Annotated in this window: 15 protein-coding genes; 12 read left to right on the top strand and 3 right to left on the bottom strand. The window is 70.9% G+C overall.

Features of this window, described 5'->3' with window-relative positions; translation table 11 throughout:
* Positions 1 to 110 precede the first annotated feature (110 nt).
* The 3 genes from ACFVDI_RS03885 (at position 111) to ACFVDI_RS03895 (ending at position 5,878) form a co-directional block, all read left to right on the top strand.
* The gene (locus ACFVDI_RS03885) at positions 111 to 800 is read left to right on the top strand and encodes a hypothetical protein (RefSeq protein ID WP_378900810.1); all 690 of its coding nucleotides are present in this window, start codon (positions 111 to 113) and stop codon (positions 798 to 800) included.
* Complete coding sequence (locus ACFVDI_RS03890) at positions 797 to 2,314, top strand: Y-family DNA polymerase (protein WP_378900813.1); 1,518 nt, start codon at positions 797 to 799, stop codon at positions 2,312 to 2,314. Before ACFVDI_RS03885 ends, ACFVDI_RS03890 begins: the two co-directional genes overlap by 4 nt.
* A gap of 114 nt (positions 2,315 to 2,428) precedes the next feature.
* Positions 2,429 to 5,878 (top strand): error-prone DNA polymerase, encoded by a 3,450-nt coding sequence (locus ACFVDI_RS03895; protein ID WP_378900816.1) that lies wholly within the window; start codon positions 2,429 to 2,431, stop codon positions 5,876 to 5,878.
* Positions 5,879 to 6,019: 141 nt separating this feature from the next.
* Here ACFVDI_RS03895 and ACFVDI_RS03900 read toward each other — a convergent pair whose 3' ends face one another.
* Entirely contained in the window at positions 6,020 to 6,733 is a 714-nt protein-coding gene (locus ACFVDI_RS03900) for a GNAT family N-acetyltransferase (protein ID WP_378900819.1), read from the bottom strand.
* A gap of 70 nt (positions 6,734 to 6,803) precedes the next feature.
* Here ACFVDI_RS03900 and hemW point away from each other — a divergent pair, with 70 nt between their 5' ends.
* A complete protein-coding gene (gene hemW / locus ACFVDI_RS03905; RefSeq protein ID WP_378900822.1) occupies positions 6,804 to 8,030 on the top strand; it encodes a radical SAM family heme chaperone HemW in 1,227 nt (408 codons plus the stop codon).
* Between the two features lie 79 nt (positions 8,031 to 8,109).
* Positions 8,110 to 8,304 (top strand): PspC domain-containing protein, encoded by a 195-nt coding sequence (locus ACFVDI_RS03910; RefSeq protein ID WP_378900825.1) that lies wholly within the window; start codon positions 8,110 to 8,112, stop codon positions 8,302 to 8,304.
* Between the two features lie 7 nt (positions 8,305 to 8,311).
* On the opposite strand, the gene ACFVDI_RS03915 is transcribed toward ACFVDI_RS03910, so the two are convergent.
* On the bottom strand, positions 8,312 to 9,187 hold the full coding sequence (locus tag ACFVDI_RS03915; protein WP_378900827.1) for a DUF3097 domain-containing protein: 876 nt from the start codon (positions 9,185 to 9,187) through the stop codon (positions 8,312 to 8,314).
* A gap of 19 nt (positions 9,188 to 9,206) precedes the next feature.
* Complete coding sequence (locus ACFVDI_RS03920; protein ID WP_328529506.1) at positions 9,207 to 9,479, bottom strand: hypothetical protein; 273 nt, start codon at positions 9,477 to 9,479, stop codon at positions 9,207 to 9,209.
* A 196-nt stretch (positions 9,480 to 9,675) separates the two neighbouring features.
* On the opposite strand from ACFVDI_RS03920, the gene hrcA reads away from it, so the two are divergent.
* The 7 genes from hrcA to ybeY all read left to right on the top strand — a co-directional run bounded on the left by hrcA (position 9,676) and on the right by ybeY (position 15,883).
* On the top strand, positions 9,676 to 10,707 hold the full coding sequence (gene hrcA / locus ACFVDI_RS03925) for a heat-inducible transcriptional repressor HrcA (RefSeq protein WP_378900829.1): 1,032 nt from the start codon (positions 9,676 to 9,678) through the stop codon (positions 10,705 to 10,707).
* A gap of 37 nt (positions 10,708 to 10,744) precedes the next feature.
* Entirely contained in the window at positions 10,745 to 11,938 is a 1,194-nt protein-coding gene (dnaJ, locus tag ACFVDI_RS03930; protein ID WP_378900832.1) for a molecular chaperone DnaJ, read from the top strand.
* A 31-nt stretch (positions 11,939 to 11,969) separates the two neighbouring features.
* Positions 11,970 to 12,713 (top strand): 16S rRNA (uracil(1498)-N(3))-methyltransferase, encoded by a 744-nt coding sequence (locus ACFVDI_RS03935; RefSeq protein ID WP_378900835.1) that lies wholly within the window; start codon positions 11,970 to 11,972, stop codon positions 12,711 to 12,713.
* 59 nt (positions 12,714 to 12,772) lie between these two features.
* Positions 12,773 to 13,231 carry a Gmad2 immunoglobulin-like domain-containing protein gene (locus ACFVDI_RS03940; RefSeq protein WP_378900838.1) on the top strand — a complete coding sequence of 153 codons (459 nt, stop codon included), beginning with the start codon at positions 12,773 to 12,775 and terminating at the stop codon, positions 13,229 to 13,231.
* 15 nt (positions 13,232 to 13,246) lie between these two features.
* Positions 13,247 to 14,299 (top strand): winged helix DNA-binding domain-containing protein, encoded by a 1,053-nt coding sequence (locus tag ACFVDI_RS03945; RefSeq protein WP_378900841.1) that lies wholly within the window; start codon positions 13,247 to 13,249, stop codon positions 14,297 to 14,299.
* Positions 14,300 to 14,390: 91 nt separating this feature from the next.
* A complete protein-coding gene (locus tag ACFVDI_RS03950) occupies positions 14,391 to 15,422 on the top strand; it encodes a PhoH family protein (protein ID WP_378900844.1) in 1,032 nt (343 codons plus the stop codon).
* Positions 15,419 to 15,883 (top strand): rRNA maturation RNase YbeY, encoded by a 465-nt coding sequence (gene ybeY, locus ACFVDI_RS03955; protein WP_328529513.1) that lies wholly within the window; start codon positions 15,419 to 15,421, stop codon positions 15,881 to 15,883. Before ACFVDI_RS03950 ends, ybeY begins: the two co-directional genes overlap by 4 nt.
* Positions 15,884 to 15,886 lie beyond the last annotated feature (3 nt).

Consider the following 15,886-nt stretch of genomic DNA (forward strand, 5'->3'; position numbering starts at 1 on the left):
AGCCTTCGCGACCTACGGCCTAACTGGCCTCTGCGGCCACACTGGTCACAGTGGCCTCGTCTGGTGCCCCCACTCTTGCTCGGTTCGAACAAATGTTCGATACTCGTTGAGTGGGAGTGGTAGCGGGGATCGAACGACACCAGAAGCTGGCTCAGATCGAGCAGCTTCGGTCCAAGGTGCGACGGCTGGAGCAGAAGCCGGGCCTCGGTGCCGAGCTGGCCACGCACGAGGCGCTCGGTGGGGTGGTGCAGCTGCGGGCCGGTGGGACGTACGCGGCCGACTCGCTGTCGCTGGCGATGCTGCTGCTCGCGGGACCCTCGGGGGCGGGGGAGTGGACCGCCGTCGTCGGGGTCGAGGACTTCGGGGTCGAGGCGGCGGCCGAGGCCGGGGTCGACCTGGAGCGGACCATCCTGGTGCCGCGGCCCAAGGACTCCTGGCTGGAGGCGACCGCGGCGCTGGTCGACGTGGCCACGCTGGTGCTGGTCCGGCCGACCGGGCGGGTGACCCCGAGCGTCGCCGAGAAGATCGGTGCTCGGCTGCGCACCCGCGGCGCCGCGCTGGTCGCGCTGGGGGAGTGGCCGAGAGCAGACGTACGCCTCCGGGCGACAGAGCCGCGCTGGGTCGGGCTGGGCAACGGCGACGGCCATCTCCGGGCGCGAAGGATGGTGGTCGAGGCGGTGCGCGGGACGGCTCCGCCACGGCGTACGGCGCTCTGGTTCCCGGCCGAGGACGGCACCCTCGGGCGCGTCCTGGAACCCGTCACGGACCTCGCTGACCTGCGGAAGCAGGAGTCGGCATGAGCCGCACGCTGGTGGTCTGGTGCGCCGACTGGCCGGTGGCTGCGGCGCTGGGTGAGCAGGGGCTGCCGCGGCACCTGCCGGCGGCGGTCTTCGCGCAGAACCGGGTCCAAGCCTCCAACCAGGCGGCGCGGGAGTTCGGGATCAAGCGCGGGATGCGGCGCCGGGACGCGCAGTCGCGCTGCCCCGAGGTGCAGGTGCTCGCCGCCGACGACGCCCGCGACGCGCGGGTGTTCGAGGAGGTGCTGGTGCGCCTGGAGGAGCTGCGCCCGGGCGTCATGCCGCTGCGCCCCGGGCTGGTCGCGCTGCGTTCGCCGGCGCGGTTCTACGGCGGCGAGGCCGAGGCCGGCGCGGCGATCGCCGAGTGCGTGGTCGGGCTCGGGATCTGGGACGTACGGATCGGCATCGCCGACGAGCTCTTCACCGCCGAACAGGCCGCGCGGAGCGCCGGGCTGCAGGAGACGTACGCGGTCCCGGCCGACGGCGGCTCCACCACGTTCCTGCGCTCCCTGCCGGTTCATGTCCTCGAGGACGCCAACGCAGTCAGCCTGCTGCAGCGGCTCGGCCTGACCACGCTCGGCGGCCTCGCCGACCTGCCCGGCGCCGACGTCAAGGCGCGCTTCGGGGCGCAGGCCGCCTGGGTCCGCCGGGTGATCCACGGCGAAGGGGCGCGGCCGGTGACCGGGCGTACGCCACCGCCCGAGCTCACCACCGAGGTCGCCTTCGAGCCGCCGCTCGACTCGGCCGAGGCGGTCTGCTTCTCGGCCCGGCAGGCGGCGGAGGGCTTCGTGAAGGGCCTGGCGGCGCGGCAGGAGGTCTGCACCGAGGTGCGGATCGAGGTCGCGATGGAGGACGTCTCGGACTCCTGCCGCACCTGGGCACACCCGCGCTGGTTCTCCGCCGTCGATCTCATCGACCGGCTGCACTGGCAGCTGGCCGGGGTCGTGTCGGGCGGGGCGGTGACCGGCGTCAGCTTCGTCCCCGAGGTCGCCGTTCCCGAGGCGGTCCACGCCGACGGCCTCTGGGGCGGCACCGACGAGCGCGTCGACCGCGGCATCGCCCGGGTGCAGGGACTGCTCGGCCACGAGGCCGTCGTCGCCCCGGTGCTGCAGGGCGGCCGGAGCCCGCGTGACCGGCAGGCGTACGTCCCCTGGGGCGACCGCCCCAGCACGCTGCGTGACCGTGCGCTGCCCTGGCCAGGAAGCATTCCGCCGCCGGCGCCCGCCCGGGTGCTGGCCGACCCGTGGCCGGCAGAGGTCTGCGACCAGGCCGGGCGCCCGGTCGTGGTGCTCCCGCGCGGTGGTGTCTCCGGTGACCCCGTCCGCTACCGGCCCTCGGCGGGGCAGCCCTGGCAGCGAGTCGCCTCCTGGGCCGGCCCGTGGCCGGTCACCGAGGCGTGGTGGGAGCCTGGCGGCGGGCGGCGGGTCGCCCGCTTCCAGCTCGTCGGGGTCGACGGCCGTGCCTGGCTGGCCACCTTCGACACCGACCACTGGGTCACGGAGGCCTCCTATGACTGAGCTGGTGTGTGGCGGTTCGTCTAGGTATGCAGCCGAACCGTCACTTCCCTCGCGGAACTCCGCACGGGAAGTGACGGTTCACCTGCATACCTTGATGAACATCCGGGGTGCCTGATGGGCTGGAACAACCCCGAGATCCCCTGGAAGGAGCTGGAGCGGCGGCTCTCGGGCCGCCCGCCGAGCGACCCCTACGGCGACGCTCCGATCTCGCGGCGCAAGAAGCGGCTGAGCGAGGAGGAGGTGCGCGGGCCGGAGGGCCCGGTGGTGCCGTACGCCGAGCTCCATGCCCACTCCGACTTCTCCTTCCTCGACGGAGCGAGCTCGCCGTCGGCGCTGGTCGCTGAGGCGATCCGGCAGGGGCTGCGCGGGATCGCGATCACCGACCACGACGGGTTCTACGGGGCGCCTGCCCTAGCGGAGGCGGTAAATGTGTACAGCGCCGAGGCGGCGCAGAAGCTGGGCCCGGCAGGCGGGAGCGACCGGCTGCTGACCGTCTACGGCGCCGAGCTGTCCCTGGGCCTGACCAAGCCGCAGAACGGAGTCGCCGACCCCGAGGGCAGCCACCTCCTGGTGCTCGCCAGGGGCGTCGAGGGCTACCGGCAGCTGGCCGGCGCGATCACCGAGGCGCAGTTGCGCGGCGACGAGAAGGGCCGGCCGACCTATGACCTCGACGAGCTCGCCGACCGGGCTCGCGCCGGCCACTGGCTGATCCTGACCGGCTGCCGCAAGGGCGCCCTACGCCAGGCGCTCACCGGCACCGGCCCGATCGCAGCCGCCCGGGCGCTGCGTGAGCTCACCGACAGGTTCGGTCGCGACAACGTCGTCGTCGAGCTGACCGACCGCGGTCACCCGACCGACGCCTACGACAACGACCTGCTCGCCGGCATCGCCCGTGAGGCCGGTCTGCCCACGGTCGCCACCAACAACGTCCACTACGCCACGCCCGACCGGCACCGGGTGGCCGACGCGCTCGCGGCGGTCCGCGCCCGGCGCACCCTGAGCGACATCGCCGGCTGGCTCCCGGCCGGGCCGGTGGCGTACGTCCGGTCGGGGGAGGAGATGGAGCAGCTCTTCCGGCGCTACCCGGGGGCGGTGGCGCGTAGCGTCGAGATCGCCGAGGAGTGCGCCTTCGACCTGCGCAAGGCCACCCCGAAGCTGCCCAAGCGCGGGATCCCCGAGGGCGAGACCGCCGCGAGCCGGCTGCGCCACCTGACCGAGGAGGGCTTCGCGGAGCGCTACGCCCAGGCGTACGCCACCGACCCGGAGTTCGTCGAGAAGGCCCGTGAGCGCGTGGAGCACGAGCTCGACGTCATCGAGAGCAAGGACTTCCCGGGCTACTTCGTGATCGTGCACGACATCGTCGAGTTCGCTCGCGGAGAGGGGATCCTGTGCCAGGGGCGAGGATCGGCGGCCGCGTCCGCGGTCTGCTACGCGCTCGGGATCACCGCGATCGACCCGGTCTTCTACGAGCTTCCGTTCGAGCGGTTCATCTCCGTGCATCGTGAGGAGGAGCCCGACATCGACGTCGACTTCGACTCCGACCGGCGTGAGGAGGTGATCCAGTGGGTCTATGACCGCTACGGGCGCCGCAACGCCGCACAGGTCGCCAACATCGTCGGCTACCGGCCGAAGATGGCGGTACGGGACGCGGCCAAGGCGCTGGGTCACTCGCCCGGGCAGCAGGACGCCTGGTCGAAGCATGTCGGCTACTCACGCGTCGAGGCGCCCGACGACGTGGGCATCCCTGCGCCCGTCCTGGCGCTGGCTGCCGAGATCCACGGAGCGCCACGCCACCTCGGCATCCACTCCGGCGGGATGGTGCTGACCGAGGAGCCGATCGGGGAGGTGGTGCCGATCGAGCGGGCGCGGATGGACAAGCGCACCGTGATCCAGTGGGACAAGGACGCCGCCGAATACATGGGCCTGGTGAAGTTCGATCTGCTCGGGCTCGGGATGTTGGCGGCGCTCGACCACATGATGCGTCTGGCTCGCGAGCATCTGGGGGAGGGCTGGACCCTGGCAACGATCCCCAAGGAGGAGTCGGCGGTCTACGACATGCTCTGCCGGGCCGACTCGATCGGGGTCTTCCAGGTCGAGTCGCGCGCACAGATCGGCACCCTGCCGCGGCTGCAGCCGCGCTGCTTCTACGACCTGGCCATCGAGATCGCGCTCATCCGGCCCGGGCCGGTGCAGGGCGGAGCGGTCCACCCTTATGTACGCCGCGCCACCGGGCGCGAGCCCGTCAGCTACTCCCACGAGCTGCTGATCCCGGTGCTGGAGCGCACCCGTGGGGTGCCGCTGTTCCAGGAACAGCTCATGGAGATGGGGCGGGTGCTCGGCGACTTCTCGCACGACGACGCCGACCTGCTGCGCCGGGCGATGGGCTCCAAGCGCGGCGTCGAGCGCATCGACTCGCTCAAGGAGAAGCTCTACCGGGGCATGCGTGCCAAGGGGATGACCGAGCAGACCGCCAAGGCGGTCTACACCCAGATCCTCTCCTTCGCGAACTTCGGCTTCGCCGAGTCCCACGCACTGAGCTTCGCCAAGCTCGTCTACGCCTCGTCGTGGTTCAAGCTCCACTACCCGGCCGCGTTCCTGGCCGGCCTGCTCCGCGCCCAGCCGATGGGCTTCTACTCACCGCAGTCGCTGACCCAGGACGCCCGCCGCCACGGGGTGGAGGTACGCCGCCCCGACCTCATCCGCAGCCAGGCCGCCGCCGACCTGGAGCCGCTCGGCAGCGACGTGTCGCCGACCGGGAAGGACGCGTGCCGGGTCGACGGCACCCGGACCGAATGGGTGCCGGGCACCCCCGACCCCACCCCGGAGCACCGCCGCGACGGCAACTTCGCGGTGCGGTTGGGCCTGGACTCCGTACGCGGCATCGGCAAGGACGTCGCCGAGCGGATCGTGAAGGCCCGGGTCGAGGCGCCGTTCAAGGACTCCCTCGACCTCTCCCGTCGCGCCGGTCTGGAGCGGACCCAGCTCGAGGCGCTGGCCACCGCGGGATGTTTGGAGGTGTTCACATCGAGCCGTCGACAGGCGCTGTGGCAGGCGGGCTGGACCGAGACCGAGGACCAGCTCGAAGGGGTACGGTTCACCGCCGAGACGCCCGCGCTGCCCGGTCTGGACCCGGTCGAGGAGACCCTCGCCGACCTCTGGGCGACCGGCGTGACCCCCGGCAGCCACCCCTTCGCCCACCTCCGGGCCGGCCTGACCGCGGCCGGGCTCCCGAGCATCGGCGAACTCCCCACTGCCGAGCCCGGCCGGCGCATCACCGTCGCCGGCCTGGTCACCCACCGGCAGCGCCCCGGGACCGCGGGCGGCGTCACCTTCATCAACCTCGAGGACGAGACCGGCATGCTCAACGTCGTCTGCTCCGCCGGCCTGTGGCGGAAGCACCGCAAGATCGCGGTCTCCACCTCCGTCATGCTCATCCGCGGCATCCTGGAGCGCAACGACGGGGTGACCAACCTGGTCGCCGACCGCCTCGCCCCGCTCGAGGAGATCCATCCCGAGGCCGCCCAGGCCATCGCCGCCCGTCACCGCTCCCGCGACTTCCGTTGACAACCGAGACGTCAGCTAGGTCGGTCGAAGCGTCGGCTAGGTCGGCCGAGACGTCACTCCCGTCGGCCGAGATGGCACTCCCGTCGGTCGAGATGGCAGTCGGTGACGGCTCGGCCGACGTACGTGACGTCTCGGCAGGGGTCAGAGGGGAGCGCGGAACAGCTCGAAGGTCGTACGCCGCCGCTCCTCGAACCCGAGGCCGAGGTAGACCGAGATGGCGCCGGTGTTGGCGACCGAGGCGTGCATCAGCGCGCGGGAGCCGCGGGCGTGGATGTCGGCGGTGACCGCGCGGACGAGGCGGCCGGCGAGGCCGCGACCGCGGGCCTCGGGGGCGGTGCAGACGGCGCTGATCTCGATCCACCCGCCCGGGTGCATCCGCTGACCGGCCATCGCGACGAGGCGGCCCTCGTGGCGCAGCCCCAGATACGTACCCATCGTGTGGGTCGCCTTCTCGAACGGCCCCGGCTCGGTGCGGGCGACGAGATCGAGCATCTCAGGCACGTCGTCGGCGCCGAGCACGACCGCCTCGGGATCGGGCGCCGCGGTGACCCGAGCAGTCTCGACGAGCTGGACCCCTTCGCCGCCGCCGACCAGCTCCCATCCCTCGCCGCAGACGCCCGCGGCCCCGGTGATCAGCGCGGTCCCACCGGGCCCGACGGCCGCGGCCAGGTCGCGCCATGCCTGAGCCGAAGCCGGGTCGGAGACCGCGGCGAAGGGGGAGACGTCGGGCCGGTAGCGGCGAGCGAGCCCCGTGCCCTCGGCGAGCGAGGCGTGCGCACCGGTCAGCGAGTGCCAGACCGGGTTGTCGAGAACATCGAGAGCATCGTCGAGAAGAGCTGGCTGCGAGACGGACACGCCGGAATTTTCGCACCACCGCCCCAGGCGCGGTTAACCCTTTTCGACAGGTGGATCCGATAATGGACGAGTGCCTTCCGCTTTGCCTCCCGGCGACCCCGCCCCCGCCGACGGGTCGCTCCCGGCCGACTCGCTGAGCACGCTGGGGGAGAAGGGCCTGGGCTTCTACGTCCACGTCCCGTTCTGCACGGTCCGGTGCGGCTACTGCGACTTCAACACCTACACCGCGATCGAGCTCGGCGAGGGCGTGAGCAGGCAGACGTACGCCGACCAGGCCATCGAGGAGATCAGGCTGGCGCGCCGGGTGCTGGCGGGTCTCGACAAGCTCGACCACCCGCCCAGCGTCGACACCGTCTTCTTCGGCGGCGGGACCCCGACGCTCCTGCCGGCGACCGACCTGATCAGCATGCTCGCAGCGATCAAGGACGAGTTCGGCCTCGCCGACGACGTCGAGGTGACGACCGAGGCCAACCCCGACTCCGTCGACCTCGACTACCTGCGCGCGCTGCGCGAGGGCGGCTTCACCCGGCTCAGCTTCGGCATGCAGTCCGCGGTCCCGCACGTGCTGCACACCCTCGACCGCACCCATGACCCCGAGCGGGTCCCCCTGGTCGTCGAGTGGGCCCGTGAGGCGGGCTTCGAGCAGGTCTCCCTCGACCTCATCTACGGCACCCCGGGCGAGTCGGTCGACGACTGGCGCACCAGCCTCGACACCGCCCTCGCCAGCGATCCCGACCACATCTCGGCCTACTCCCTCATCGTCGAGGACGGCACCGCCCTGGCCCGACGGGTCAGGCGGGGCGAGCTCGAGATGCCCGACGAGGACGACCTCGCCGACAAGTACGAGCTGGCCGATGCCACCCTCCGAAAGCACGGCCTGACCTGGTACGAGGTCTCCAACTGGGCCACCGACGAGAGCCAGCGCTGCCGCCACAACATGCTCTACTGGCAGGGCGGCGACTGGTGGGGCGTCGGCCCGGGCGCCCACAGCCACGTCGGCGGCACCCGCTGGTGGAACGTCAAGCATCCGAAGGCGTACGCCGACCGCATCGGCAGCGGCCAGAGCCCCGCCCACGCGCGCGAGATCCTCGCCGAGGAGGACCGCCGGGTCGAGCGCGTCCTGCTGGAGCTGCGACTCGCCGACGGGCTCTCGACCCGGACCCTGGACGACGAGGGCCGTGCCGCCCTCCCCGAGCAGGTACGCCGCGGCCTGGTCACCGTCGACGGCGACACGATCGTCCTCACCGACACCGGGCGGCTCCTCGCCGACGCCGTCGTCCGAGACCTGCTCCCCTGAGGCTGGGACCTTGGTCCTGACCGAAGGATCAGGGGTGATCCTGATTGGTGAAGAGCCTCCGACAGGGGAGAGTGGAGCCATGGCAACCACAACCCTTTCCCGTCCTCAGAACGACAAATGGATCGCCGGCGTCTGCGGCGGCCTCGGTCAGCGGTTCGGCATCAACTCGAACCTGATCCGGCTGGCCTTCGTCCTCTCCTGCCTGCTCCCCGGACCGCAGGTCATCGTCTACCTCGTGCTGTGGATCATCATGCCGAAGCAGTCGTCCTACTGACGGAGCCTCAGACCGGCTCGGTGACGAAGTCGATCAGCTCCTCGACCCGCCCGAGCAGCTCGGGCTCGAGGTCGCCGAACGAGTTCACCCGTCCCAGGATGTGCTTCCAGGCCCGGGCGATGTCGGCCTGGTCGCGGTGGGGCCAGCCCATGTGCTGGCAGATGCCCTTCTTCCACTCCACCGAGCGAGGCACGGAAGGCCAGGCCTCCAGCCCGAGCCGGGCCGGCTTGACGGCCTGCCATACGTCGATGAACGGGTGCCCGACGATCAGCACGTGCTGACCCACGGCGGAGCGCCGGATCGACTCCGCGATCCGGGCCTCCTTCGAGCGCTTGACCAGGTGGTCGACGAGCACCCCGACCCGCCGCTCGGGCCCCGGCCGGAACGAGACGAGGTGGTCGGCGAGGTCGTCGACGCCCCCCAGGTATTCCACGACGACACCCTCGATCCGCAGGTCGTCACCCCAGATCTTCTCGACCAGCTCGGCGTCGTGACGTCCCTCGACGAAGATCCGCGACTCGCGCGCGACCCGCGCTTTCACGCCGGCGACGGCGACCGACCCAGAGGCCGTCCGCGTCGGCGCAGCAGGAGCCGCGCGGGTCACCGGGGGAGTGAGGATCACCGGCTTGCCCTCGAGCCAGAAGCCCGGGCCGAGCGGGAACGTACGCCGCTTGCCGTGCCGGTCCTCCAGGGTCAGCGTGTGCAGGTCGCGGTCGATCCGCACGATCTCGCCGACGAAGCGATGTCCTGAGCTTGTCGAAGGGTCGGTCGTCAATATTGCTTCCACCACCGCACCCAGCTCTGCGGGAGTCTCGACGGCGCGCCCGTGCTTGGGCTTCTTCCAGTCGCCGGCGAGTACGTCGGAGCCGTAGCGATCGCTCATCCGGAGAAGGTTAGTGGAGTCAGCAGCGCGAACCGGTCAGCACGCGCCCGAGCTGCTCGAGAACCTCGTCCGGCGTGGCCGCGGTCTGCGGGAACCGGAAGGTCACGTGGTGGCCGCCGTCGAGGGTGATCCAGGAGACGTCGACGCTCTCCGCGGTGAGGTGGGAGAGGCGTACGCCCACGATGTGACGCGGCCGGAGCCCCAGCCGCGCCGAGAGCGAGCGGCACAGGTCGGCCTGGTGCTCGTCGTTGGCGTGGGCCGTGATGCGGACCAGCAGATCGTCGGCGATCATAGGACTCTCCAGTGGGGGCGGAAGCGGTGAAGCAATGGCTCTAAGGTCAGCCTAACCTAAGGCTATCTCGATAGCGAGAGAAGTAATCCGTGCCACAGAACGGAGCGCCACCGGAAACTGGTTCCTGTGATACGAACCGGTAGGATTGGCACTCGCACGGAATGAGTGCCAGGCAGCCGGGACGATAGGAGCGCAGATGCAGAACGAACGCAGGCTCTCCGTCCTCCGGGCGATCGTCGAGGACTACGTGAAGACCGAGGAGCCGGTCGGCTCCAAGGCGCTCGTGGAGCGTCACGGCCTGGGCGTCTCGCCGGCGACGGTACGCAACGACATGGCCGCGCTGGAGGAGGAGGGCTACATCACCGCCCCTCACACCAGCGCGGGACGGGTGCCCACCGACAAGGGCTACCGGCTCTTCGTCGACCGGCTGACCACGGTCAAGCCGATGACCGCGGCCGAGAAGCGGGCGATCGCCGGATTCCTCGACGGCGCGGTCGACCTCGACGACGTCGTCACCCGCTCGACCCGGCTGCTCTCCCAGCTGACCCGCCAGGTCGCGGTGGTGCAGTATCCGACGCTGAGTCGTTCGACCGTCCGTCACGTCGAGCTGGTCTCCCTGGCCCCGACCAGGCTCCTGCTCGTCCTCATCCTCAGCACAGGTCGCGTCGAGCAGCGGCTGCTCGAGGTGACCGAGGAGGTCTCCGAGGAGGCCCTGGCCACGCTGCGCGCCCAGATCAACTCCGCGGTCGCCGGCGTCGTCATCGCCGAGGCCGGCGAGGCGCTGCGCACGATCGCCCGCCCGGTGGACCAGTCCGACGCCCCGCGGGACCCACTCGCGTCCGCGGTGGCGGAGGCCCTGATCGAGGCGATGAACGACCACCGCTCCGACGAGCGGATCTCCATCGGCGGCACCAGCAACCTGGCCCGTTTCGGCGACAGCTTCGACACCGCCGTACGCCCGCTGCTGGAGGCTCTCGAGGAGCACGTCGTCCTGCTGAAGCTGATGGGCGAGGCGACCGCGGGCGGGCTGGTCACGGTGCGGATCGGTGCCGAGGGCCCCTACCAGGAGCTCTCGCAGACCAGCGTGGTCGCGACCGGCTACGGGCCTGGCGACGAGGCGCTGGCCACGCTCGGCGTGGTCGGGCCGACCCGGATGGACTACCCCGGATCCATGGCAGCGGTGCGCGCGGTCGCGCGCTACCTCTCCCGGATCCTCGACGAGGCCTGAGCAGCAGACTCGATTCAAGGAAGATCAGCGAACTTCGATGGCAGGAAGACCCACGTTGGACCCCTATGAGCTCCTCGGTGTCGACAAGGACGCCGACGACGCAACGATCAAGAAGGCGTACCGGAAGCTGGCGCGCCAGTATCACCCTGACGTCAACCCCGACGCGGAGTCGCAGGAGAAGTTCAAGGAGATCTCCCACGCCTACGAGGTGCTGAGCGACCCGCAGAAGCGGGCTGCGTACGACCGCGGCGGTGACCCGTTCGGCGGCGGTTTCGGCGCGCAGGGTGCCGGCTTCTCCTTCACCGACATCATGGACGCCTTCTTCGGTGGCGCCGGTGCGGGCACCGGAGGCGCCGGGCGCGGCCCCCGCCCCCGCGTACGCCGCGGGCAGGACGCCCTCATCCGGCTCGACATCGACCTGGCCGAGGCCGCCTTCGGTGTCACCCGCGACCTCAAGGTCGACACCGCGGTCGTCTGTGACACCTGTGGCGGCGAGGGTGCCGCCGAGGGCTCCCACCCGATCCCGTGCGAGACCTGCCACGGTCAGGGCGAGGTCGCAGTCGTGCAGCGCTCCTTCCTGGGCGAGATCCGCACGCTGCGCCCGTGCTCGGCCTGCAACGGCTTCGGCACCGTCATCCCCGACCCGTGCCGCGACTGCAGCGGCGAGGGCCGGGTCCGTTCCCACCGGACCCTGACCGTCAAGATCCCGCCGGGCGTCGACGACGGCACCCGGGTGCAGCTCGCCGAGCAGGGCGAGATCGGCCCCGGTGGCGGCCCCGCCGGCGACCTCTACGTCGAGATCCACGTCGCCAAGCACGCCACCTTCACCCGGAGGGGCAACGACCTGCACTGCACCGCGAAGGTGCCGATGACCGCGGCCGCGCTCGGCACCACGCTCAACCTGCCGACGCTCGAGGCCGACCTCGTCGGTGACGGCAGCGACCAGATCGATCCTGAGGACGCCTCGATCCAGATCGACCTCAAGCCCGGCACCCAGTCCGGCACCGACCACGTCCTGCGTGGCCGCGGTGTGCCCGGCCTCCGTGGCGGCCGCGGCGACCTGATCGTGACCATCAACGTGGAGACCCCCACCAAGCTCGACCTCGAGCAGGAGGCGCTGCTGCGCCAGCTCGCCGAGATGCGCGGTGAGGAGTCCGTCCAGGGCCAGCTCAAGGCGGCCCACAAGGGCGGCGTCTTCTCCTGGTTCAAGGACACCCTCAACGGGCACTGAGACAGGCATACCGAGACAGGCATACTGAGCCATGACCCTTCCCGTTCACCTCGTCGAGTCGCTCGTCGGCACCCGCGTCGGCGACGCCGTCGAGGTGAGCGGTGACGAGGGCCACCACGCGGTGGTCGTACGCCGCCTCCGGGTGGGCGAGGAGGTCGTGCTCACCGACGGCGCCGGCGAGGGCGTCACCGGCACGATCACGCAGACCACCAAGAAGTCGATGACCGTACGTGTCGACGAGATCATCCTCGGCGACGCACCACCCGAGCCCTCGCTGACGGTGGTCCAGGCCTTGCCCAAGGGCGACCGCGGCGAGCTCGCCGTCGAGATGGTCACCGAGATCGGGGCCGCTCGCATCGTCCCGTGGGCCGCGGCCCGCTCGGTCGCCGTCTGGAAGGGCGAGCGGGCGGTCAAGTCGCTCGCCCGCTGGCGGGCCACCGCCCGCGAGGCCGCCAAGCAGTCCCGCCGGCTGTGGCATCCCGAGGTGACGCCGCTGGCCACCACCGATGTCGTCGTGTCGATGATCGAGGCCGCCGACGTCGCCGTGGTCCTCCACGAGGAGGGCACCCTGCCGCTGGGCGCCGTGCCCGTCATCGACGAGGGTTCCATCCTCGTCGTGGTCGGGCCCGAGGGCGGCCTGACGGTGGAGGAGATCGCGCTGTTCGAGAAGGCCGGAGCCACCACCATCCGTCTCGGCGGCGAGGTCCTGCGCACCTCCACGGCCGGCGTCGCGGCCTGCGCCGCACTGCTGGCCCGCACCCGTCGCTGGGACTGACCTCCCACTGCCCGGCGTGGTGCGTTTCGCGTTCGGGGGCGGCGAGTGAGTATGGAGACATGAGCACACGTACTCGTCCGGCGGGTCTGGTCATCGCTCTCGCGCTCTGCGGCGTGCTGGCCGCCGGATGCGGCGAGGAGGACGTCGTCGCCGAGGACCCGGAGACGACGGCCCAGCCCTCCGAGCAGCCGTCGACGCTGCCCCGCACCTCCGGGCTGATCACGCTCGCGGCCCCGGCAGAGGGCGCGACGGTGTCGGGCAGCTTCGAGGCCACGGGCAAGGCCAACTCTCCCGAGGCGAACGTGCCGTGGGAGATCCGGGACACCTCCGGTGCGACGGTGCTCGAGGGGCACGCGACCGCGGAGGGCTGGATGGACAAGCTCTACCCGTGGACGACGACGGTCGACGTCTCCGAGCTCGAGCCCGGGACCTACCTCTTCATCGCTCGCACCGACGACACCTCCGACGGCGAGGGGAAGCCTTCGGAGGAGGTTGGCGCCCGGATCACCGTCGAATAGGACATCATCGCTACCGTGATCCTCACCGAACGGCAGCTCAACCGGACCCTCCTGCTCCGCCAGCACCTGCTCTCGCGGGTCTCGCTCACCCCTGCCGAGATGATCGAGCACCTGATCGGCCTGCAGGCGCAGGAGCAGCTGCCGCCCTTCATGGCGCTGGCCGCCCGGCTGGAGTCGTTCGACCCCTACGCGGTCAGCGCCCAGCTCGAGTCGAGCGCGCTGGTCAGGCTCTCCACCCTGCGCTCGACGATCCACATGCACACCGCCGCCGACGCCGCGCTGATCAGGGCGTGGGCCCAGCCCGTCCACGACTTCTACACCCAGCGGATCGAGATCGTCCGCCCGGCGGCGCAGCTGGAGGGCTTCGCGGCCGCCGTCGAGGACGTACTCGCTCTCGGTGCGCTGCCCAACGCCTCCCTGGAGGCCGGGTTGGTCGAGCACTTCCCGGGCGTCCCGGCCAAGGCCCTGGGCCTGCGGGCGCGCAACGAGCTGCCGCTGGTCCAGCTGCCGCCGCGGGGTCTGTGGAAGGGCTCGGGCGGGCTGGTCTACGACCTGCTGCCGCGCTGGACCGGTGTGCCCCCGGTGATCGCCGACGACGTCGTCCGGGACCTGGCCCCCGAGATCGTCCGCCGCTACCTGCTCGCCTTCGGGCCCGCGACCGCCGCCGACATCACCGCGTGGTCCTCGTTGACGCGACTGGGCCCGGTGGTCAAGCGGATCGAGGGCCTGGTGACCTACCGCGACGAGGCCGGCAAGACCCTCTACGACCTGCCGGACGCTCCGCTCGCCACCGGCGAGGAGCATGCACCGGTGCGGCTGCTGGGGAAGTTCGACAACGTCTGGCTCTCGCACGCCAACCGGGAGCGGATCACCGCCGAGGGGACCCGGAAGGAGTGGGCCTTCGGTGGTGGCGGCTCGGTCATCATCGCCGGCGGCCACCTCATCGGTCTGTGGAAGCCGGTCGACGGCAAGGTGGAGGTCCTCAAGCTGCTGCGCGACCTCACCCCCGACGAGCGTGACGAGCTCGCCGAGGAGACCGTGCGCGTCGAGTCGCTGCTCGTGACCTGACGCCGGAACTATCCAGTAGGAGCGGGGCGGACGGCCCGCGTAGCATGGAGGCATCAGCCTCGTGACGAGAAAGGGCCCGCTCCGGGCATCCATGACCGATCGACACCCAAGTCCGCAACCGATCGACACCGCTACGACCAAGCACACCGTGGTCGTTCCGAACAGCGTCGACATGGTGACCGTCCTCGGCCCGGCCGATGAGCACCTCGGGATCATCGAGGCACACTTCGACGCCGACGTGCACGTACGCGGCAACCGGATCACCCTCCACGGCGCCCCGAGCGAGATCGCGATGATCGAGCGGGTCCTGGAGGAGCTGGTCCAGATCATCCGCACCGGCCAGGGCGTGAGCGGCGAGACCGTCGAGCGTGTGATCAGCATGCTCCAGGCCGACACCACGGAGAAGCCTGCCGATGTGCTGAGCCTCAACATCCTCTCCAACCGTGGCCGCAGCATCCGTCCCAAGACGCTCAACCAGAAGCGCTACGTCGACGCGATCGACAAGCACACGATCACCTTCGGCATCGGCCCCGCCGGCACCGGAAAGACCTACCTCGCGGTCGCCAAGGCGGTGCAGGCGCTGCAGTCCAAGCAGGTCAACCGGATCATCCTCAGCCGGCCCGCGGTCGAGGCAGGGGAGAAGCTGGGCTTCCTGCCCGGCACCCTGACCGAGAAGATCGACCCTTACCTGCGCCCGCTCTACGACGCGCTGCACGACATGATGGACCCGGAGATGATCCCCAAGCTGATGGCGTCGGGGACCATCGAGGTCGCCCCGCTCGCGTTTCTCCGCGGACGCAGCCTCAACGACTCCTTCATCATCCTCGACGAGGCGCAGAACACCACGCCCGAGCAGATGAAGATGTTCCTGACCCGGCTCGGCTTCGGCTCCAAGATCGTGGTCACCGGTGACGCCACCCAGACCGACCTCCCCTCGGGGCAGAGGTCGGGGCTGCGGGTCGTCGAGGGCATCCTCGAGGACGTCAAGGACATCAGCTTCAACAACCTGACCAGCCACGACGTCGTCCGTCACCGGCTGGTCGCGAAGATCGTCGCCGCCTACGAGGAGCACGACGTGCAGACTCAGGCCAAGCGCGAGCGGGCCTTCGGAGACGAGCGATGAGCACCGAGATCATCAACGAGTCCGAGCAGGAGATCGACGTCGAGCACGTCGCCAAGCTCGCCCGGTTCCTGCTCGAGCAGCTGCGGGTGCACCCGCAGGCCGACCTCCGGATCAAGTTCGGCGACGAGGCCACGATCACCGAGCTCAACGAGCGCTACTTCGACACCGAGGGCCCGACCGACGTGCTCTCCTTCCCCGGCGACGAGCTCCTTCCGGGCCGCCTCGACGAGGAGCCGGAGGAGGGCGACCTGGGCGATATCATCATCGCCCCGACGATCGCGGCCAAGCAGGGCGAGGCAGCCGGCCACGGCACCGTGGCGGAGATAGAGCTGCTGACCACCCATGGCATCCTCCACCTGCTCGGCTACGACCATGTCGACCCCGACGAGCACGCCGAGATGTTCGGGCTGCAGGCCAAGCTGCTCAAGGCCTGGGGCTCGACCGCCACAGCACCCGAGTAGGAG

The organism is Nocardioides sp. NPDC057767, assembly GCF_042798275.1.
Lineage (GTDB): Bacteria > Actinomycetota > Actinomycetes > Propionibacteriales > Nocardioidaceae > Nocardioides.